Below are 21575 nucleotides of genomic sequence, written 5' to 3' on the forward strand. Positions count from 1 at the left end.
ACTAGAATTAAAAAAAGCTTGTTATAAGTGCATTTTTAATTCAGTCAACTACTGCCAACATATATTGAAAGCCTGAAACATCAATTATTGTCCCAGGCTTTCTTTATATCTAGAATAAGATTGAAGCTAATGGTGGAACGATGGCAACGATAATGACACCAACGATAACTACGGCAATACTGCCCATAGATTCTTCAGTTTCACCAAGTTCTTTAGCTGCAGCTACACCCAATGTGTGACCACTTGTACCAAGTGCTAAGCCACGTGCGATTGGATTTGATATTTTAAACCACTTAACAATTTTAGTACCTAATGCAGAAATGACAACGGCATTAAGGATGACTGCTAATGATGTTAGCTCTTTGACACCACCAATACCTTCAGATACTGGAAGGGCAATGGCTGTTGTAGCAGCTTGTGGTAACATTGAAGCACTGATTTGATCTCCTAAACGGAATACAGTAGCTACTAAGTATATTAAAATTAATGCGATTAACGTACCAATTGCGATCCCACCAAAAATTTGTAACCAATATTTTTTGAGGACATCACGTTTTTTATATAAAGGGATAGCAAAACTAATGGTTGCTGGTTCTAAGAAGAAGTTAATAATATCCCCACCAATTTTATAATGTTCATAGCTAATGCCTGTTACTTTTAAGAATACAATTCCCGCAACCATAGCTACGAATAGCGGTGCTAATAAGAAGAAACCATTCGTTTTTTTATAAAAATATTGTGCAATAACAAATGGTATTAATGAAACTAAGATACCAAAATAAGGTGTTGTTATACCTAAATGCTCTACCATTAGTTACCCTCCCCAAGTTTAGTTTGTTCGTTTTGTTCTTTAGATGGGAACAATGTTTTTGTTACGAATAATTGTGATACAAATCCGATACATATTAGTAATAATAATGTTGAAATAATGATTAATAATAATATTAAAATTGGATGTTGGCTTAGTATTGGTAAAGAATTGATAACAGAGATTCCAGCCGGCACGAATAAGAAGCTAATGCTATTCGTTAATGCTGTACCCACATCTTCAACTTGGCCTAGTTTAACAATACCAGTGCATAATAGGATGAATAGTAAAACAAGTCCTATAACTGATGCTGGCATTGGAAATGGTATGAAACTTTCAATGATTTTCGAAATAAATAATACGATAGCAATGGTTAATGCTTGCTGAAAGAAATTATACGTTTTCGTTAACTTATGATTACTTTTGCGTGCATTACTTTGTGATTGTTCATTTGCCATATTTTAACGCTCCCTTTCTCTTTCCCTTACAAACAGGATATTATGAAAACGTTTACTTTTGTGTCTTTTGGCAGTGACTTGCAAAAATTCGTATGTGAGTTGCACCATATTCAACTTGAAAATCAAAAGAATGAATCAACGATAAATGTATGTAATTCAAACAATAAAAAAAGTATTTAACCATGGATGAAGTAAGACAAAGAACGTTATCTTGACTTCATCAGATTAAATACTAATGATATGGATATGTTTAATAATGAATATTTTAAATTTATATTAGGCAAGTCCGATTTCATGTTTAAAGGTCTTCATAAATGAACGACTGACTTGGAATTTATCGCCTGATGACATAGTGACTTGATAAGTATAATTGAACCAATGCTCAACACTATCAATATGCATTTTATTAATGATAGTGGCGCGATGAATTTTAATAAATAGATGACTTGGCAATTTCTTTTCATAGTAATTTAGTGGTTCAGTTGTTTGATACGTGCGCTGTGTTGTATTAATGGTTGTTATACCATTGTTGACAGAAACGGCTGTGATGTCATCTATTCGAATCACGTAGATGCGTTCGTTCATTTCGATGGGTAATACCGTCTGATCACCATGATGACTGTCATCCGCTTGCAACGATGGTGTTGGAGATTCGATCGTTGTTTGACTAAATCCTTGTTTATTGGATGTCGCCTGCTTAACTTTATTTACTGCTTGTTCGATACGCTCGAGTTCAAACGGTTTAAGGATATAATCTATTGCATCAAGTTCAAAGGCTTTAACTGCGAATGTGTCATGTGCTGTTGCAAAAATAATGTGTGGGGGTTGTTTCATTTTTTTGATCTTTTGTGCTAAATCAATACCACTTTCATCCATAAGATTAATATCTAAAAAGACTAAATCATAGGTTTCAGATAAAAGTTTTTCTAATGTTTCTTCAATATTTTCTGCCTCATCAATAACGTTAAATCCTGAGATTTCATTGAGTAAATAATGAAGCTCATTGCGAGCTAATGGTTCATCATCAACAATTAACGTCTTCACTTAAATATCCTCCTTTATAACATGTGTTGGTATATGGCAACTTACCGTCGTTCCTAGTTCTGTTGAATCAAACTGTAATCCTGCTGTTGTACCGTACAATCCAATTAAACGTCTGTTTAAATTTTCTAAGGCGCTTCCTGTTCCTGTCTCTGAGTCAACACTCATTTGTCCGATTAATGGTAACTTATGATCCTCAATTCCATTACCATTATCACGAACCATTAATGTTAATACGTCGTCATCATAGTGTGCATGCACATCAATGATGTTATCTTTTCGACGATGTTTAAAGGCATGCTTAATCGCATTTTCAACCAAGATTTGAATAATGAAAGGTGGGATGAGCACATGATGACAAGCTGCATCAATGTGATATTTAATCGTAAAGCGATCAGGGAATCGAGCTTGTTCTAATGCTAAATAGGCCTCTACTTGTTGTAACTCTTTATCTAATGTAATGGTGTTATTACGAGCGCCTTGTAGATTGGATCTAAAGAATTGACTCAATTGTAATAATAACTTTCTAGCCTTTTCACTATCAATACGTACGAGTGCTGAAATCGTATTAATCGCATTAAAGAAGAAGTGGGGATTAACTTGTGCTTGTAGCGACTTGATTTCAGCATCTTTTAATAGCTTACTCTGCATTTCCGCTTGTCCCAATTCTAATTGACTTGAAAAGATGTCAGCTAAACCACGTGCCAGTTGCTTCGTTGATGTCGTGTTGTCATATTCATTAGTGAAATAAAATTTTAATGTTCCAACGACTTCTTGGTTGGTCATTAAAGGGATAACGATCGCAGATTCTAAAGCACAATTCGGGTTATGGCATCCGATTTCTTCTTTGGAATGGGCTTCTTTTAATTGTCCCGTTTGAATCACTTCCTTAGATAAATCGGTAATAATGGCCTTTTTAGCAACGTGATGGTCACTGGCGACACCAACATGTGTTAAAATATCCTTTCTATTTGTGATGGCGACTGCCGATACATTCATTAATTTCAGAATAATTTCAGCCACTGGACGTGCAGACTGTGCCGTTAAACCGGATCTGAAATAAGGTAAAGTTTTATTGGCTATTTCAAAGACATCATGCGTTTGAATCGCACGTGTTTGCTCTTCTTGCTTCAATGTTGAAAGGATAATGGATAAGAAAATAGCTGTCCCAATACTGTTAATCAAAATCATAGGTAATGCAATAAATTGAACAAGCGACCATGCAGCAGTTGTATCATTGGCAAAAATTAGAATACATGCCATTTGAATGGCTTCGTTTAATGCGCCAATTAAAGCACCCATTAAGACAGTTGGATAAGTATAACGACGCATCGTACGATAACCATAAAATCCTGATATGAGTGCGATAATGATAGACGAAATAAGGTAGGTATACGCATTTGCACCACCGATATAAAGGCGAAATAGCCCTGATACAATACCGACAATAATTGCTACGAAAGGACCACCGATTAAACCTGACATCCCAATTGTTAATACACGTGTATTTGCCATAGAAGCTTCGTCGTTAAGGTGGTAATAAATATTGCTAGATACAATATGTCCATTTTCGATTTCAATGCCAGTGAAATTTGAAGTGATAGCAAATAGGACAAATAATATGGTCAATTGCCATTGAGAACGTAATTTTTCGCGTTCGCCCATCATCGTTTTAAAGTGATTAATATTCATTAATATATAAGCAATAATAATGATTAACCCTACACGTTCAAGCAATAATATAAATAAATTAAACATTGTAAGCACCTATTCATTGTAGTTTCAGTTAAAATACTTGTTCTTTCTTTAATTATAATATGGATAATTTTAACTTAATAGTTTAAAATTAAAAGTTATAATTTATAGGTATCTAATAATTGGTTTATTGCGCTTTTGAGTATGTTGTGAAAAATAATTATTGAAAAAATTAGAGTATTTTATTAAGTCATTTCTTCTTAATTATGATAAGGTTTTCAATATAAACTAATTTCTTAAGTGAGTGTTGTATCTTTCATAAGCGAACGTCAGATGATGTAAGGCAGGGTACGCATGTTAATAAATTATAGAAATAGGGAACTTATTAAATAGTGCTACATAAAATATATGACACTCAAAGAAATGATTTACGATGAGGTAAATCTACTTGAGTAGATTAGTTTTAGGGTAATTTAGGAGGAATTTTTCGAGATGGAGTCTTCAAAACAATTTAGGGGAGATAATAAATTACTAATTGGTATTATCATTGGTGTACTTACGTTCTGGTTATTTGCACAATCATTAGTTAACGTTGTACCAACGTTGCAATCATCATTTAATACAGACATGGGTACGATTAATATTGCCATTAGTTTAACAGCATTATTCTCTGGATTATTTATCGTAGGTGCAGGGGATATTGCAGACAAATTAGGTCGAGTGAAAATGACATACATCGGCTTAGCATTAAATGTTATTGGATCATTGTGTTTAATCATCGCACCTGTCGCATGGTTACTATTAGTAGGTCGTGCGTTACAAGGTTTATCTGGTGCTTTAATTATGCCGTCAACACTTGCGATCATTAATGAATATTACATAGGAAAAGAAAGACAACGCGCTGTAAGTTACTGGTCTATAGGTTCTTGGGGCGGTAGTGGTATTTGTTCATTATTTGGTGGTTTTATGGCCTCAACCATTGGTTGGCAGTGGATTTTTATAGTTTCAATTGCACTTTCAATTTTAGCCTTTTTCTTAATTAAACATACACCCGAGACTAAAGTTGAACCTAGTGAAAACGAAACTAAAGCTAAATTTGACGTGACTGGTTTAATATTATTAGTTATCACGCTATTAAGTGTTAACGTAATGGTTACGCAAGCTGCAGATCGTGGATTGTTCTCACCAATGATTTTATCACTTGGCGTTGTATTTATCGTTGCAGGTATTCTATTTATCATAAGAGAATTGAAAACGGAAAATCCACTTGTTGATTTTCGTATTTTCAAAAATAAAGGCTATAGTGGTGCGACATTATCAAACTTCATGTTAAATGGTGTTGCTGGTGGTACACTTATTGTTGTTAATACGTATTATCAAAGTCAATTAGGCTTTAGTTCATTACAAGCAGGATTAATCTCAATCACGTATCTTGTAGCCGTGCTTATCATGATTCGTGTCGGTGAGAAATTATTACAAAAACTAGGTGCTAAAAAGCCGTTATTAGTAGGTAGTGGTTTCTCATTCTTAGGACTATTACTATTATCGTTAACGTTCTTACCAGATATTGCTTATATTATTTCAAGTATTATAGGTTACTTATTATTTGGTATTGGTTTAGGTACTTATGCGACACCTTCTACAGATACTGCAGTTGCGGAAGCACCTGACGACAAAGTAGGGGTGGCATCAGGATTATATAAAATGGCATCATCTTTAGGTAACGCGTTTGGTGTTGCGATGTCTAGTACTATCTTTGGATTTGGCGCATCATTCATGAATTTACAATTAGGTGGCGCCGCTGGTGTGTTATTTAATGCCGGTATTGCCTTAACCGCATTTATAGTTATCTTGATATTAGTACCGAAGAAACTTAGTACAAATTAATCGTGACAGTTCGTTTTATCAATATATTAAAGCGTTTATATTTCATTAAGATACCGAACTCAAATTGAGTTCGGTATCTTTTTTTATAAACGAAATATGATTTATGATTAATTATCTAAAAATTATGAATATTGTGTTTATGATATTGACGCTTAATCACTAAAGTAGTATTTTAAAAACATCATTAGAAAAAGGAGTCATGATTTATGAAAATAGCAATTGCAGGTTCTGGTGCATTAGGAAGCGGATTTGGTGCGATGTTATATCGCCAAGGGTATGATGTAACATTAATCGACGGATGGGAGCCACAAGCGACAGCAGTCAAACAAGATGGGTTACATATAGATATTAATGGTGAAGCACATCATCTTAAAATGACGATGTATCCACATAATGCTATTCCACAGGATGCACAATTTGATGTTATCTTTTTATTCACTAAAGCGATGCAGTTGCAAGATATGTTGACGCACATTAAACCACACATTCATGACAAGACGATTATGGTTTGTACGATGAATGGTTTGAAGCACGAACGTTTAATTAAGCAATATGTGAATGAAGCGCGTATCGTACGTGGTGTTACGACATGGACTGCCGGACTAGAATCTCCAGGACATACACATTTAATGGGTGCAGGGCCAGTTGAAATCGGTGCACTCGTACCTGAAGGTCAAGCTAATGTTGACGTGGTATATGACCTCTTAGCACAATCAGGTCTTAACCCGCATAAAAGTGAGCATTTACAACAATCTATTTGGAAGAAGATTTGTGTCAATGGAACTGCGAATGCGCTTTGTACAATTTTAGAGTGTCGCTTATCTAATTTAAATGAGAGTGATTATGCGAAACAACTTATTTATAAAATAACGCAAGAAATTGTACAAGTTGCAACGGTAGATGGTGTGCATTTAAACGGTGATGAAGTTTACCATTATCTAATTGATTTAAATGAGAAGGTAGGTCCTCATTATCCATCTATGTATCAAGACTTGATTAATAATAATCGTCTAACAGAAATTGATTATATTAACGGCGCGGTAGCTCAACTAGGTAAAGAACATCATATCGATGCCCCAGTTAACCAATTTGTAGCCAATATGGTCCATGCAAAAGAGCAACAACGACATGCCGAATAATGTGCTGTTATATACGTTTGATAATGAATAGATCAACAATTAAGGCGACGTTATGAGGTTAATTTAATATGGATATATTTTGAAGCGAGATTACGATCCTAGGACGACAAATTTAAAGCATTTTGTCCTACGCTCCACCTCGCTTTTTTAAATCGAATCATTATATCTTTGTCATAAAAAGTGATACGCTTAACCCTTATTAAACATGAATGATTACAAAATAGTCGTAAACGGGTAGAAGAAGATTAAGTGAATGTGAAGGAGCTGTTATTAGAATGAATCGTTCAACGCAACGTATTATCGTTACAACGATTGTAGGTGGATTACTGAGTGGTGCAGTTAAGATTGGTTGGGAAGCGCTTGTCCCACCTAGAACACCAGAACGTGAGCAAGAAACGCCACCAATGACATTATTGAATCAGTTAGGATTACCAGACTCAATAAAGAACGCAACATATCATTATAACGGCAATGATATTCCAGTAACAGTTATGGGGATTCATTATGGCTTCTCTGTAGCAAACGCGTTTGCATATGGCTTATTAGCTGAACGCTTCCCAACTATTACAGCTTTAAAAGGTTCGTTATTTGGCATTGCGATTCATATTGCTTTTCATGAATATCTTTTGCCAAAATTGTCATTGACGCCACAGGTTAAAGATTTACCTTATGAGGAACGACTTTCAGAGCTGTTTGGGCATATCGTATGGATGAATACAATCGATATAATTAGAGATTCAAGTAAGTAGTAACATTCAGTTATTTATTTTTTAAAAAGAGAAATAGAAAGGTGCGTATAAAAATGACTAAAATATTTATTACAGGTGCCACAGGATTAATTGGAACACGTTTAACACAACGTTTGATTGAAGAAGGCTATGAAGTAGCTGGATTTACAACATCTGAGAAGGGTAAAGCGAAATTAGAAGGTTTAGGTGCCAAAGCGTATATTGGCGATATCTTAAAAGCAGATACCATTGATGCAGCAGTGGGTGACTTCCGTCCGGATATTATTATTAATCAAATTACGGATTTAAAAAATGTCGACATGGCCGCAAACACGAAAGTACGTGTAGAAGGTGGTAAAAATCTAACGGACGCTGCGTTGAAGTATGATGTTAAAAAAGTGGTGGCACAGAGTATTGGCTTTATGTATGAACCTGGTGAAGGTCTTGCGACTGAAGAAACACCACTAGACAATCATTCAGATGGGGATAGAAAAATTACAGTAGACGGTGTGGTTGGACTAGAAAAAGAAACAGCACGTATGGATCACTATGTTGTACTTCGCTTTGGTTGGTTATACGGACCAGGGACATGGTACGGTAAAGATGGTATGATTTATAACCAATTTAAAAACGGTGAAGTAACATTATCAGATGGTGTTACATCATTTATTCATTTAGATGATGCTGTTGAAGTATCTATTCAGGCGATGAATTTTGATAATGGTATTTATAATGTGGCAGATGACGCGCCAGTAAAAGGATCAGAATTTGCAGAATGGTATGCGAAAGAAGTTGGTGTTGATCCTAAAGTCACTATCCAACCAGCACAACCATTTGAACGTGGTATTAAAAATGACAAGTTTAAAGCACAAGGTGGTACATTAATCTATAATACGTGGAAAGATGGCATGCACCCATTAAAATAAATGATGAGTAAAACAAGCACTGTTATAAGCTAATTGTAATTAGCTTGTAACAGTGCTTGTTGTATAGATGGAACGTCTTTATTACGTTAAGCCTTATCATCGTTAGGCTTATTTTGACGTTGTTGCTCAATTTGTCGTTTGAGTTGTTCACCTGCTGCTTTACCCACTTTTGCATAATGGCTATGTGCAAAATGCATTTGAATAATTAAAAATGTTGCACTGACTGCCCAATATAAACTGAGTGCAGAAGCGGATTGTAGTGACGCATATATAATAAATAATGGTGATAGCACCATCATGACATAATAAGTGCGACGTTCTTCCTTTGGATAATGCATGGCATTGACTAGCGGTTGAACGAAATAAAGTAAGGCCGCAATAAAGGTCATAATTAAATCCGTATGCATTAAGTTGAACCATAAAAAGTGGGGGTGCTCGATAATCCCGCCACTTGTTGGATATTTAATACATGCGTATAAACCTAATAAGATTGGGATTTGAATTAATATTGGTAATGTGCCAATAAGGCTTTTGAATGGATTAATACCATAGTCGTTGTACTTTTTCATCAATAGCTTATTTGCTGCAGTACGTTCTTCTTGTGTTTCTGCGTTCTTAAGTTTATCTTGTAGTTTCTCAATTTCAGGTTTAACGACTTGCGTTTTTCCACGCATCATGTGGATATTCTTTACTTGGATAAACATCAACGGCATTAATACAAGTCGGATGAGAAGCACAATCACAATAATAGCTAATCCATAATTTTCATGGAATGTACGACCTAAGAAGTGAAGTAACATATCCATTGGCTTAACAAATATCGTATAAAAGAACCCATGTTGATCTTCTTTATGAGAATAGTCACATCCAGCCAATAATATGACGATACTCATTAAGAATAAGGAACATTTTTTTCTCATGTCTAATCTCCTATGTGATTGAGGTCTTTAATAATCTTAGTCTTTAATACATTTAGCTTAACATATTCGCTCGTTAATCATAGCAGTTTATCGCAATTTTATGATTTTGACGCTTTTGATACTGTTATTATTTTTAAAAGCATGAAAGCATAAAGACTCGTTAATAATGTGATAACACTTAATAAACAAACTTTAGCTGATATCGGTAGCCAAGACATTATAAACTGCCAATCAGAACCATTGAGTAACACTGAAGGTAATACATGTAATAAGCCTAAAACTAATATAAAGATCGCAGAAAGTATACACATGCGATATTGAGTATTGCGATGATTGATACGCAATTGAATTGGGCGGTGGTGAATGATGTGACGATATACACATATTAAAATGACTACAACAGCCATCCAAATAACAATTGAGATGACAGTAATCACAATTTGGTGCTGAAGAATATCATGTTGAATTGTGTCAACGTGTTGGCCCTGGCTTAATTGTGTATTTAAATGTTTCGCAAGTGTTGGAATGTGATCAGAATAAGCATTTGCGAGAATAACAATGCCATAGTCTTTCTTAGGATTTAAAATAATATAAGATGAGTAGTTCTCAAGTGTACCCGGATGATAGATAAGTGTCTCTTGATTTTGACGAGTAACAAACCAACCAGTTGCATATTGGGAATGATCATCATCATGTGTTTGTACTTTAGGTTTGTGTGTCGCTTCTACTAACGCTTCCAAATGTTTCGGTGGATGAAGTTGAAATTTTATCCAAGGTTGCAAGTCATTCGTGCTCGCCATCAAATAAGCTGACGGGTTATCACCAATGTTAAATGTTGGGTGATCTGCGTAGGCTTTGCGATGTTTAATATCATAACCTTGTGCATCATGCGCACCTTTATCATTATTCTCTTTAGTAGAAATATGCGACATATTTAAAGGGTTGAAAATGTGTTCACGCATGTAAGTTGAATAGGGAGAGTGAGATACATTTTGAACAATTAACCCTAAAATATTGTAGTTCATATTCGAATATTCAAATTGTTCTCCTGGTCGATGGTTTAATGAACGACCATTAATACTTTTCACAATGCCTTCTAAATCATTAGTCTTTTTAGTAATACGGTCATTATTAGTTATATCTCCTGGAATCCCACTTGTTTGAGCGATTAACTGGTTAATGGTGATGTCTACCTTTTTTCCTTTATAAGTCATATGAAAATTGGGAATGTATTGACTGATGTGATCGTTTAATTGGATTTTACCTTTGTTGACGAGTTGCATAATAGCGTAGCCTGTCATTGCCTTGGAATTCGAAGCAATTTCGAAACGCGTATTAGGTGTTACTTTATGTTTATTTTCGATGTTTGCATAGCCGTAGCCTTTATTAAGTAATACTTTATTATCTTTAATCATTAACACTGAGACACCCGGTATATGACCATCGTCCATCTCACTTTTAACCATGTTATCTATATAATCTTGAGAAGTAGGACTGAACATTGAATACGTCGGGTGCCATTTCATTATAATCGAACAGATAAGTAAGATAACAATTAATACGATGCTACTGAAAAGTATGATCTTTTTCATTTTATTTCCTCTATTTTATGATTTGAGTAGTGAACAATTTACTATGTTAACGAGATTAGTATAGCAAGTTTTTGTTTAAATTGCTCTTAAATTTCTGTCATAGATTGTTTGCTATTTATTTTTCAAATAAATAATGGGTAAAATTCAACTAAATATTGCTGTAAAATGTAACTAATATAGTAAAAAATAACATTAAAATTGTAGGAATAGCTATACTTTTCATCAAAATGGGAGTATATTTTATCCATTGAATTTGAATATAAAGAGGTAAAGAGTATTATGTTCACTCAATTTAAAAGACTTTTAATTGGTAAACCTAAAAGAAATCGCGATTTGAAGAACGAGAAAATCAGTAATTTCAAGGCTTTAGCAATACTTTCTTCTGATGCATTGTCTTCAGTAGCTTATGGTCCAGAGCAGATTTTGATTACACTAGCAGTTGTTGGTGCAGTGGCATCTTGGTATACGTTACCAATAGCATGTGGCGTATTAATACTGTTAGCGGCTTTAATCTTATCTTATCGCCAAGTCATTTATGCCTATCCTAAAGGTGGCGGGGCGTATATGGTTTCTAAGACAAACTTAGGAGAAAAATGGGGACTCGTAGCAGGAGGTTCATTACTTGTTGATTATATATTAACTGTAGCGGTAAGTATTTCTTCAGGCGCAGATGCGTTTGTAGCCGCCTTTCCATCGCTATATCATCATAAAGTATTGATTGCATGTTTACTCGTGCTATTTATTTTAATTATGAATTTACGTGGTTTGACAGAATCGGCTACAGTATTGTCATATCCAGTTTATTTATTCATTATAGGGTTAATAATAATGATTGTTGTAGGTGTATGGAAAGTTGCAACTGGTCAAGCTGAGCCACATATGCATGCAACAGTAGGGACAGCTGTACCAGGTGTGACATTATTCTTGTTACTTAAAGCATTCTCATCAGGTGCCTCATCTTTAACCGGTGTAGAAGCCATATCTAATGCGGTAACGAATTTCAAAGATCCTGGTCCTAAAAATGCGGTTAAAACGTTAATTGCAATGGGAAGTATCCTGGCATTTCTATTAGTAGGTATTGTCGGTTTAGCCTACTGGTATGGTGTTATGCCTGAAACGGAAACAACTGTATTATCACAATTAGCTATGAACATTCTAGGACACAATGCCGGTTACTATTTTGTTCAAGCAACAACAGTAATGATTTTAGTTTTAGCAGCGAATACAGGGTTTACTGCGTTCCCAATGCTTGCAGCAAGTATGGCCAAAGATAAATATATGCCACGTATGTTTAGTGTGCGTGGAGATCGATTAGGCTATTCAAACTCTATTATTACTTTAGGTGTAGGGGCAATTTTACTTATCATTATTTTTGATGGTAAAACTGAGAACTTGATTCCACTCTATGCTGTAGGTGTATTTATACCGTTCACATTAGCACAATATGGTATGGTGCTTAAATGGGTAAGAGGAAGAGAGAAAGGCTGGTCTCGTAAACTGATAGCCAATGCGATAGGTGGAACAATCACATTTATCGTATTTATGATTTTCTTAATCACTAAATTTAGTCATGTATGGCCAATATTAATCTTTTTACCTTTGATTGTAATTGTATTTTTACGAATCAAAGGGCATTACAAAGATATTGCTAAACAATTGAAATCAACTGCTATGGTACAAGATATGCCAATTGTTGATAAAAACTTGGCGCTTGTTCCAGTCAGTACGATTACGTCAGCCATTGATAAATCTGTATATTACGCTCAAATGATTGCTGATGATGTTATCGCAGTGCATGTTTCATTTGGTGATGAAGCAGATAAATGCTTTGCTGAAAAATGGGAACGTCATTTTCCATTCGGAATATCGAAGTGTTATTAGACCCATCTCACGCTTTATTGATAAAATTAATAAAAAAGCGAATGATAAAAATTATGTCATTACTGTTGTGGTACCACAGTTTATTACAAAAAAATCTTGGCATAATTTCTTACACAATCAAACGAGTATTAGATTAAAAATGCATTTGTTCTATCAAAAGAATGTTATTTTAGCCACAGTACCGTTTAAATTGCATAAATAAGATGAAAACCATAAAGAAAAGCCCATAGATAATGCGTAGCATTAACTATGGGCTTTATTAGTTTTAGTGTGCATTGCTCGCTTCGTGTGCTAAAACAATCTCATTATAGTTAATATTTTCTCTCAATTGGGTTGCAACTTCATTCGTTACTTTATTTCGAGAAATCAATTCATCTAAAATGGTACGTTGGATATATAATGCTTCAAGTTTTGCATCATGTTGTTGAAGGGTTGTAAGTTCATACGTTTCTTTGTTTTCTGCTCTTTGTTGCTTTCTATTTTTATTGTGACGTAGTGTACGTGATAAGTTGTGATATTGGTTAATAATTAAACTAATTTCTAATACGTTTGAACTGTTTTGTTCTTCACGCATTTTCATAATGACATTGTGGTTTACGACACGCATTAATTGTTGAACTTTATTAAAGCTATTTGCAAATGCTTCTCTTTGAACCTTTTTAGCATTTTTCGCTTTTTCACGTTCTACTTTATACGCTTCACGTTTCGCTTTAATATCCATTTTATTCTGTTCAGTCGTTGCTTGATGTTCTTCTTTTAATAATGCACGATTTTCTTTATGAATACGGTGTGCTTCTTTTCTGGATTCTTTTCGAGCTTTAAAGCGTAACCCAATCAATTTAAAGAAGCGGTTTATCTTTCTTAATATCGACATTTCTCGATAAGATTGACTAAATTCCATAATATTGCGGTAGTCTGTTAAATCTTTTTTAGTAATTCTTTCTTTCTCGATTAAACGTTCTAACGTTCTTGTTTCTTCTTCTTCAGCGATTTCTTGCAGTCGTCGTAATTCCTTCGTATTTTTATTATCTGGTTCCATATTGATTAAGAATGATAATTCATTAAAATATTGGTTTAATATTGGTCGATAATCCATCTGCTTTCCTTCTGAGTTTTTCGTCTTAAACGCATCAAGAACGTGTTGAACCATAAATATTTTGGCTGATTGATAGGACATACCTTTAAATTCTGACATTTGTTCAGAAGGTGTGATCAGTGGTAGCACCACTTGGGCGAGAATTAAGCTTGTTAAGACCATAAAGGAAGCGATAAACAATAAGTCATTACGATATATAAATTCTTGATTACCATCCATCATATACGGAAGTGTGAGCGCCATAGATAATGAAATGGTACCGTGTATGCCACACATCGTCATGATGAAGGCATAATGCTTCCGTTTCGGTGGCCCAGTATCTTCTTCATCATCTAGGTAGGATTGAACGTTGTTTGGATAGTAAAAATCTTTAAATAACATATACACCCAAATAAATCTAAACACGTAAATGGCAAGTGCAATTAATAAAGCGGTTGTAATTAGGAATACAATGTTCTGCGGTTCGTCATGAATAATTTCCATTACGACTTCGGGAACAATATAACCTAAAACAACAAAGACGAAACCATTTAAAGCATAACTAAGCGTGTTCCATATTTGGTTATAGTTCATCTGTAATTCTGTTTGGGCACGAATTAAACGATCACGTTCTAAACCGTGGATTAAACCTGCAACAACAACGGCAATGATTCCAGATGCATGAAGTTCTTCGCCAATAAAATAAACAGCAAAAGGCGTGAGTAATTGGATAAACATTAACGTATTACTGTCTTTCATGCCTTTATTGGTCGTTAGATATACTCTTAATGTCACAACTAACGCACCAACGATGATACCAATCAATACACCTAAAATCGTTGAAACAATAAATTGACCTATCGCATCAAATGCTGAAAAACTACCCGTTACAAGTGCGGTAACTGCAATTTTGAATGAGATAATACCTGCAGCGTCATTAAGTAATGATTCACCTTCAAGAATGGACATGGATCCTTTTGGTAAAATTTTCCCCTTCGTGATTGCAGAAACTGCGACAGCATCTGTTGGGCAAAGAATGGCAGCAATTGCAAAAGCTGCAGGCATTGGTAAATCAGCCCAAATCCAATGAATAAAGAAACCAACGCCGATAACTGTAGCAAACACAAGCGCCATAGCCATTAAAATAATCGGTTTACGATATTCAAGTAACTTTGTTCTTGAAATATGTGTACCTTCCACAAATAGTAGTGGAGCGATGACTGCCATCATAAATACTTCCGATTCAAATTCAAAATGCATCGGGATGGGCAATACGAATAAGCAGACACCTAAGGCAATTTGAATAAATGCAGTGGGAATTTTAGGGAACCTATTATAAATAATAGAACTAATAATCACTGCGAATATGAATAATAAAAATGCTTCTAATAGCTCCATGAATAACTCCTTTAATAAATTGAATAATCATAGTTTACCATGCGATAGGATAAGCTACCAAAAAATGGAAGACGATTTGATAAATAGTAAATGATTTAGTGTAAGTATTTTTTGTATACCATATTTAAGATTGTTATAAACGGACTTTGATAATGAGGCTGTGAGCATAGGTTAACCGATAGGGATTAAGTTGAATAAGATTAGTATCATCTTATATAGCGTTTTGAAATAATAAAAGTGGAAGACAATGCATTTTAGGATGCATTGTTCCACTTTAGTTGTTTATTGATATGGATGATTGATGGTTGAGTTTTCATTAGTAATTGATTGAATTACGACCTTGACTACGTGTTCGTTCTGCTAAATCTTCTGCATTTGATTTATATTTTTTATAGAAGATGAACAAGAAGATAAACCATATTGGTGAAATGAAAATTGCTGCTCTAGTGTCTTCACTAAAGAATAACAGTACAAACACAAATGCAAAGAATGCAAGTACGACGTATGCACTTTTTAATCCACCAAAAAGTTTGAATTTATTTTTATGGTGTTCTTCTGGATTTTTCTTCACAAAAATAATATAAGAAATAATAATCATCGCCCATACTACTAAAAATAGTACAGTTGAAAGTGTTGTTACATAGATAAATAGTTTGATAGCATCTGGGAAAATAAAGTTTAATAACGCAGCTGCTAATAATGTTCCAGATGATACTAACATAGATAAGTATGGCACACTGTTACCATTTGTTTTACTTAAAACTTTAGGTCCTAAACCTTGTTTAGCAAGTCCAAATAGAATACGGCTGTTTGAGTAAATACCACTGTTTGTTGCTGATGCAGCTGCAGTTAATACAACGAAGTTAACAAGTCCAGCAGCAAATGGTAAGCCGATTAAGCTAAACATGGTTACGAAAGGACTACTATTTGAATCGATTTTATTCCAAGGAATGACAGACATGATGACTAATAGCCCACCCACATAGAATAATAGAATACGGATTGGCACGTTGTTGATCGCTTTAGGGATGACATTTCTAGGGTCTTTCGTTTCACCCGCTGTTACCCCGATAAGTTCTATACCAATAAATGAATATACTGCAATTTGGAATGCCATCAAGAAACCAAATGGCCCATTAGGGAATATACCACCATGATTGATTAAGTTACTAAATGAAGCGTGACCATAAGAGGTTTTGAATGAGAAGAATATCATGACTAAACCTACAATAATCATCGCTATGATAGTTAAAATTTTAATAATTGAGAACCAGAATTCTAATTCACCGAATAATTTTGCACCTAACATGTTAAATGAGATTAACATCAGTACGATAAATAAAACGGTGATCCAATGTGGCACTTGAGGGAACCAGAAACTAAAATATTGTCCCATAGCTGTTAAATCAGACATGCTTGAAGCAATCCATGCAAGCCAATATGTCCATCCTATGACGAATCCTGCAAAAGGACCTATGTATTCGTTCGCAATATCTACAAATGAATTAAAGCGTGTATTACTTAATAATAATTCTCCAAGTGCGCGCATGAATGCGAACATAACCATGCCGATAATCATGTATGTTAATAAGAGGGAAGGCCCTGTTAAAGCAATTGTTTGACCTGAACCTAAGAATAATCCTGTACCAATTGCGCCCCCAATCGCAATTAATTGAATATGCCTGTTGCTTAGTTCTCTTTCCAATTGTCTAGCCATATACTTCCTCCTTAGAAAGCAGTGATGTGTTTTTAAATTTTAGTGTAAACGCTTTCTTTTATATGTAAAAAATTTGCTTTTAACAAAGTATTAAGTAAATCGCATTAATTGTTAAATATCAGATATTAAGTGAAAACAATAATAATTGTTCACAAATGATGTAACTTTGCTAAAAGGTATTTTTATTATACGCTTAATTTAATAAAATATAAACAAATTTCTGAAAATTTAATAAACAGATTTATTTATTATTCATAATAACTATGACATAATGATTTCAATTCATAACAAGTAAGAGGGACGACACGAATGAAGATAGGTGCAATTTCAGATTTACATATTGATCGACATCCTAAACTAGAGCCAAAGGTATATCTTGAAACACTTGTACAACTGGTTCAACAGAGGGATGTCGCATTACTATTAATTGCCGGAGATGTGTCTAATCATTTTCAGCAGAGTTATCAATTTATTCAAGATTTAAAAGCAAAATGTGGTATTCCAGTCTTATTTGTGCCAGGGAACCATGATTATTGGACTTCTGAAGCCTCGTTAACGTCATCAGAAATTTATAATTTCTATGTGGATAAGCCAGAGTGTTTAATTGGAAAACCGTATATTATAAATGAGAATTGGGCAGTTGTTGGGCATACGGCTTGGTATGATTATCGGTACGCGGATGACAAATTTGATTTGGAACGCATCCAAAGAGGGAAGTATTACGGTGCAACATGGCAAGATAAAGTGAAAATCGACTGGGATATTGAAGATAGAGCATTATCTAAGCAGGCTGCTAACCAAATTCAACATGACTTAGAACATGTAAAGGATAAACAGATTATTCTAATGACGCATATTGTGACGCATCCACAATTTGTTGTACCAACGCCACATCGTATTTTTGATTTCTTTAATGCATATATAGGTACGAAAGACGTTGATGCGTTTTATCAGACGTATCCTATTCGTTATAGCATTATGGGGCACGTACATTTTCGAAAGACGTTGTCTGAAGCAGGGATTACTTATATTTGTCCTTGTTTAGGGTATCAACGACAATGGCGAACAACTGATCTTATGCAAGAGCTCGATGCGTCGTTAGTCACATTTGAAGTGCGTGATATATAAAAAATCAGTGAGGTTGAGATACAATTAACATTGACTCAATCTCACTTAAATAGTGGCCTATATTACACTTGAAGATAAATACATGTACGACCAGGCGCATTAAAGCTACGTTCTAATTTTTGCTTAGCAATTTTAATGACTTGAAAGCGATTAGGCACAATGGCAGGAAAGATAAAGTGTTTAAATAAGTGACTCCATAAAGGATCAATATAATAGTAGAATTGATCATCATATCCGATTAATAGTGTGATATGAATGTTGGACACTAATTCTTTCTTATGATCATCGAATTTGAAATATTTGCGGAAAGGTTTACGACCTAAATTAGTATGATACATTATAACTGGTTGGCCAGAATCGATGACAGCTTCTAGTGATGACAAATCAGTACCTGTACCGTCTACAATTCGATCGTCAATCGTTTGTAAATAAGGTACATAAGCATCAGGAAAGATTGTTTGATGATGACCAAATTTGACGAGTAAATGATGACCAACATATCCTTTATAGGGATTATTAGGATGCTTAGGCCAATGATTCATGATTTCAGTAGCTTTAATATTATGATTGTTATATTGAAGTAACATTGCTGCTGAAACACCTTCACATCCCATTACCATTGGAATTGGAAATAGTTGGCTAATTGGTTTAATTGGTAGTATCGTTCTTTTCATCATGATTCTCCTCAAAGACAGTCTCTATTGATGTCCATCATTTAGTTTAAGTAAATTTATTATATACCTTAGTCGTCACGGCGTATATCAATACGGATTGAGTGATGATTTATTATTAATTAGAAAATGGGGGCATAGCAATGACAATGCAATACAGATTTGAACATCTAGGTGAGGTTCAACTTATAGGCGTTTTAAGAGTGTATACGACTGGTGAAGCAATGCAACAGGATATTCCAGCATTTTGGCAAGAAATGAATGAAGCAGGCGTGGTCAAAGCCTTAACTCAATACAGTAATCAAATTTTAACTGGCTTATTAGGCGTTATCATACCACGTGAAAACAGTATAGATTATTTTATTGGCGTGCCTCATGATGATTTGAATAACAATGATTCAGACTTCGAAGTAATCAAGTTAATGGCACACAACTATGTCGTTATTGATGCGAAGGGGCGTGTTCCTGAAGCAATTAAAGCAGTGATGCCAAAAATCTATACAGAATTATTGCCTCAAGCGGCATTTAAAACGATTCAAGCACCTATGTTTGAACATTATTTACCGGGAAATACTCAAAGCCCTGACTACATTACGGAAATATGGATGCCTATAAAAGAATAGACTAGAACTAAGAGAGTCCGCGACAAAAATAATATAATGAAGTTATTTTGCAAATTCGCAGTAGCTGACTGAACTGAGAAGGCGCTTAAATCAAGCTTTTCTCAGTTCTAGTCATCCTTGCGGTCGGGGCCCCAACACAAAAAATCACGAAAGTGATTTTACAAGCTAAGCAAGTTGGGGTTCGGGGCCCCAACAAAGAGAATTTCACTAAGAAATTCTACAAGCAAAGCAAGTTGGGAGTGGACGACGAATTTAAAAGAATTCGGTCCCACTCCCCTTCTAAGTTCTAGTCATTTGTGCAACATAAGCCATGTAGGATTGTGTTGCTTTATTTTTTTACAGCATGAACGATATAATTCATATTCTTTTTGTGTCTTCGCATCGTTTTAAACATAGTGAAGAACATTTTACGGTTAGATGGTTTTAACGCGTTTTTAATGATGGTTAAGGTGCCAAGTAGGCCTTCATCACGCATCATACCTATTGGTGTCATTAACGTCAATGGACCAATTTGCGATTCGATATTTGAGAATCCGGCCTCTTGATAGAGTTGGTACCAGCTTTCAGGCGTTAAAGGTGTCACCTTCATATTAATAGCTTGACTCAATTCATTAATGACCGTTTCAGTATTTTGTCTATTGATAATTGCAATATCATGTGTAAGTATAACACCATTCGGCTTCAATACACGGTAATACTCTTTTAAGACCTTCTCTTTAATTGGGTAAGGTAACATCGTGAGCATTGCTTCATTAAGAATAATATCGAAGCTTTGATCTTCAAAGGGTAATTTCATTGCATTTGCTTGTGTTAAATGAATGAGCGACTCTAAATTGTGTTTCGTCACATTTCGTTTACCGTTTTCTAATGCGGTTTTATTTAAATCGACGCCTTCAATATGGCATTGATAAGTTCGTGCTAATTCAATGGAAGTTGTACACATATTACATGCGACTTCTAAGACACGTTTATCACTTGAAAAATGCCCTTTATTAATAAGCCAATTTGTCGCAAGCACACCACCCGGACGTAAACGCTTTTTACCTAATTGAGCTAAAAACGTATGGCCAGCTATTTTAGTCACCATAATCAACACTTCCTGTCTTAACTGAATTTGTTAAAGAGTACATGATTTTCTAGATGTACATGTTCATGGGTTTCACGCTCTAAATTCTCAAGACGGTTATAGACCAATCTCCAAGTTTGACAAGCTTCACTCGGCGGTTGATATTGGTTCGTTAATTCACGCATATCTTCTAATAATTGTCCTGTGTGCGTGTGATCATCAACCAAGCTTTGGATAATATCTGAAGCATGATTCACTTCTTCGCCACGAGAAAGTTTAATTAATGCAGGGAAGTCGTGTTCATCTTCTTGAGCCATATGCTCAAGCATACCATCACGATATTGACGATATAAGTCTTGTAATTGAATTAAAAATGGATGGTTTGGCCCATGGACTTTTGCCACTTTGGTAACATAAGGAGATAAATTCTTAAATTCTTCACGCATTGTCTCGTGATAACGAGATTGTATATATTGTATAAGTGAAGGTGCATCAAGATATTTCACATTGATGTTTCCTTGATCATGTTTAGGAAGTGCATTAATTTCTTCTATTAATGTATCTGCATCTATTTTTTTATTTTTAACTGCTTCATTTATAGTGATGTTACCGCCACAACAAAAGTCGATACCATATTTTCTAAATATATCCGCACTTAATGGCATATCTGTAACAATGTCTGCAACGATAGATTCATTTGTAATCATTGAAATTCCTCCTTTATTTATTTTCATTATAATCAATAAGAATGATTTTCAATTATAAAAAATTGTATTGTCACCTATTTGTTGGAAAGTTATTGAAAAATTGTGAATAATTAGC

Annotated in this window: 17 protein-coding genes and 1 pseudogene; 7 read left to right on the top strand and 11 right to left on the bottom strand. The window is 34.6% G+C overall.

Going from position 1 to position 21575, the window contains the following annotated elements; genetic code table 11:
- Positions 1 to 109: 109 nt before the first annotated feature.
- From lrgB to KA828_RS06875, 4 genes are all read right to left on the bottom strand, one after another.
- Complete coding sequence (gene lrgB, locus KA828_RS06860; protein WP_075109019.1) at positions 110 to 811, bottom strand: antiholin-like protein LrgB; 702 nt, start codon at positions 809 to 811, stop codon at positions 110 to 112.
- Positions 811 to 1266, bottom strand: coding sequence for an antiholin-like murein hydrolase modulator LrgA (gene lrgA, locus KA828_RS06865; RefSeq protein ID WP_053028738.1), 456 nt, complete (start codon positions 1264 to 1266; stop codon positions 811 to 813). Before lrgA ends, lrgB begins: the two co-directional genes overlap by 1 nt.
- A gap of 276 nt (positions 1267 to 1542) precedes the next feature.
- Positions 1543 to 2310, bottom strand: coding sequence for a response regulator transcription factor LytR (locus KA828_RS06870; protein WP_193838989.1), 768 nt, complete (start codon positions 2308 to 2310; stop codon positions 1543 to 1545).
- Entirely contained in the window at positions 2311 to 4065 is a 1755-nt protein-coding gene (locus tag KA828_RS06875; RefSeq protein ID WP_210125862.1) for a sensor histidine kinase, read from the bottom strand.
- Positions 4066 to 4494: 429 nt separating this feature from the next.
- Here KA828_RS06875 and KA828_RS06880 point away from each other — a divergent pair, with 429 nt between their 5' ends.
- From KA828_RS06880 to KA828_RS06895, 4 genes are all read left to right on the top strand, one after another.
- A complete protein-coding gene (locus KA828_RS06880; RefSeq protein WP_193838991.1) occupies positions 4495 to 5889 on the top strand; it encodes an MFS transporter in 1395 nt (464 codons plus the stop codon).
- Positions 5890 to 6095: 206 nt separating this feature from the next.
- Positions 6096 to 7028, top strand: a complete 933-nt coding sequence (locus KA828_RS06885; protein WP_210125865.1) for a 2-dehydropantoate 2-reductase — start codon at positions 6096 to 6098, stop codon at positions 7026 to 7028.
- Between the two features lie 275 nt (positions 7029 to 7303).
- The gene (locus tag KA828_RS06890) at positions 7304 to 7777 is read left to right on the top strand and encodes a DUF1440 domain-containing protein (protein ID WP_210125868.1); all 474 of its coding nucleotides are present in this window, start codon (positions 7304 to 7306) and stop codon (positions 7775 to 7777) included.
- Between the two features lie 53 nt (positions 7778 to 7830).
- Positions 7831 to 8682, top strand: a complete 852-nt coding sequence (locus KA828_RS06895; protein WP_107629061.1) for an NAD-dependent epimerase/dehydratase family protein — start codon at positions 7831 to 7833, stop codon at positions 8680 to 8682.
- An 86-nt stretch (positions 8683 to 8768) separates the two neighbouring features.
- Here the strand turns inward: KA828_RS06895 and yidC are convergent, their stop codons facing one another.
- Positions 8769 to 9602, bottom strand: coding sequence for a membrane protein insertase YidC (gene yidC, locus KA828_RS06900; RefSeq protein ID WP_210125869.1), 834 nt, complete (start codon positions 9600 to 9602; stop codon positions 8769 to 8771).
- A 98-nt stretch (positions 9603 to 9700) separates the two neighbouring features.
- Entirely contained in the window at positions 9701 to 11194 is a 1494-nt protein-coding gene (locus KA828_RS06905) for a serine hydrolase domain-containing protein (protein ID WP_210125871.1), read from the bottom strand.
- A gap of 279 nt (positions 11195 to 11473) precedes the next feature.
- Here KA828_RS06905 and KA828_RS06910 point away from each other — a divergent pair.
- Positions 11474 to 13277: pseudogene (locus KA828_RS06910) on the top strand (APC family permease).
- A 63-nt stretch (positions 13278 to 13340) separates the two neighbouring features.
- Here KA828_RS06910 and KA828_RS06915 read toward each other — a convergent pair.
- Together KA828_RS06915 and KA828_RS06920 are read right to left on the bottom strand one after the other, a co-directional pair.
- Entirely contained in the window at positions 13341 to 15548 is a 2208-nt protein-coding gene (locus KA828_RS06915) for a cation:proton antiporter domain-containing protein (protein WP_210125873.1), read from the bottom strand.
- A gap of 316 nt (positions 15549 to 15864) precedes the next feature.
- Positions 15865 to 17265, bottom strand: a complete 1401-nt coding sequence (locus tag KA828_RS06920) for an amino acid permease (RefSeq protein WP_075109333.1) — start codon at positions 17263 to 17265, stop codon at positions 15865 to 15867.
- 309 nt (positions 17266 to 17574) lie between these two features.
- Here KA828_RS06920 and KA828_RS06925 point away from each other — a divergent pair, with 309 nt between their 5' ends.
- The gene (locus KA828_RS06925; RefSeq protein ID WP_210125875.1) at positions 17575 to 18393 is read left to right on the top strand and encodes a metallophosphoesterase; all 819 of its coding nucleotides are present in this window, start codon (positions 17575 to 17577) and stop codon (positions 18391 to 18393) included.
- Between the two features lie 62 nt (positions 18394 to 18455).
- On the opposite strand, the gene KA828_RS06930 is transcribed toward KA828_RS06925, so the two are convergent.
- On the bottom strand, positions 18456 to 19067 hold the full coding sequence (locus tag KA828_RS06930) for a C39 family peptidase (protein ID WP_075109331.1): 612 nt from the start codon (positions 19065 to 19067) through the stop codon (positions 18456 to 18458).
- A 140-nt stretch (positions 19068 to 19207) separates the two neighbouring features.
- Between KA828_RS06930 and KA828_RS06935 the strand changes: the two genes are divergently transcribed.
- Positions 19208 to 19687 (top strand): GyrI-like domain-containing protein, encoded by a 480-nt coding sequence (locus KA828_RS06935; protein WP_210125877.1) that lies wholly within the window; start codon positions 19208 to 19210, stop codon positions 19685 to 19687.
- Between the two features lie 328 nt (positions 19688 to 20015).
- Here KA828_RS06935 and KA828_RS06940 read toward each other — a convergent pair whose 3' ends face one another.
- Together KA828_RS06940 and scdA are read right to left on the bottom strand one after the other, a co-directional pair.
- Positions 20016 to 20771, bottom strand: coding sequence for a class I SAM-dependent methyltransferase (locus KA828_RS06940; protein WP_348634775.1), 756 nt, complete (start codon positions 20769 to 20771; stop codon positions 20016 to 20018).
- Between the two features lie 20 nt (positions 20772 to 20791).
- Positions 20792 to 21460, bottom strand: coding sequence for an iron-sulfur cluster repair di-iron protein ScdA (gene scdA / locus KA828_RS06945; RefSeq protein WP_210125881.1), 669 nt, complete (start codon positions 21458 to 21460; stop codon positions 20792 to 20794).
- Between the last annotated feature and the right edge of the window lie 115 nt (positions 21461 to 21575).

It is taken from the genome of Staphylococcus sp. GDY8P85P (assembly GCF_017892405.1).
GTDB classification, from domain to species: domain Bacteria; phylum Bacillota; class Bacilli; order Staphylococcales; family Staphylococcaceae; genus Staphylococcus; species Staphylococcus borealis.

What these genes read in the sequence shown, in the direction of transcription:
- KA828_RS06925 (WP_210125875.1), top strand. Translation starts at nt 17,575, where the DNA reads ATGAAGATAGGTGCAATTTCAGATTTACATATTGATCGACATCCTAAA.
- KA828_RS06905 (WP_210125871.1), bottom strand. Translation starts at nt 11,194, where the DNA reads ATGAAAAAGATCATACTTTTCAGTAGCATCGTATTAATTGTTATCTTA.
- KA828_RS06920 (WP_075109333.1), bottom strand. Translation starts at nt 17,265, where the DNA reads ATGGCTAGACAATTGGAAAGAGAACTAAGCAACAGGCATATTCAATTA.
- lrgB (WP_075109019.1), bottom strand. Translation starts at nt 811, where the DNA reads ATGGTAGAGCATTTAGGTATAACAACACCTTATTTTGGTATCTTAGTT.
- lrgA (WP_053028738.1), bottom strand. Translation starts at nt 1,266, where the DNA reads ATGGCAAATGAACAATCACAAAGTAATGCACGCAAAAGTAATCATAAG.
- KA828_RS06935 (WP_210125877.1), top strand. Translation starts at nt 19,208, where the DNA reads ATGACAATGCAATACAGATTTGAACATCTAGGTGAGGTTCAACTTATA.
- KA828_RS06875 (WP_210125862.1), bottom strand. Translation starts at nt 4,065, where the DNA reads ATGTTTAATTTATTTATATTATTGCTTGAACGTGTAGGGTTAATCATT.
- KA828_RS06895 (WP_107629061.1), top strand. Translation starts at nt 7,831, where the DNA reads ATGACTAAAATATTTATTACAGGTGCCACAGGATTAATTGGAACACGT.
- KA828_RS06890 (WP_210125868.1), top strand. Translation starts at nt 7,304, where the DNA reads ATGAATCGTTCAACGCAACGTATTATCGTTACAACGATTGTAGGTGGA.
- KA828_RS06930 (WP_075109331.1), bottom strand. Translation starts at nt 19,067, where the DNA reads ATGAAAAGAACGATACTACCAATTAAACCAATTAGCCAACTATTTCCA.
- yidC (WP_210125869.1), bottom strand. Translation starts at nt 9,602, where the DNA reads ATGAGAAAAAAATGTTCCTTATTCTTAATGAGTATCGTCATATTATTG.
- KA828_RS06885 (WP_210125865.1), top strand. Translation starts at nt 6,096, where the DNA reads ATGAAAATAGCAATTGCAGGTTCTGGTGCATTAGGAAGCGGATTTGGT.
- scdA (WP_210125881.1), bottom strand. Translation starts at nt 21,460, where the DNA reads ATGATTACAAATGAATCTATCGTTGCAGACATTGTTACAGATATGCCA.
- KA828_RS06880 (WP_193838991.1), top strand. Translation starts at nt 4,495, where the DNA reads ATGGAGTCTTCAAAACAATTTAGGGGAGATAATAAATTACTAATTGGT.
- KA828_RS06915 (WP_210125873.1), bottom strand. Translation starts at nt 15,548, where the DNA reads ATGGAGCTATTAGAAGCATTTTTATTATTCATATTCGCAGTGATTATT.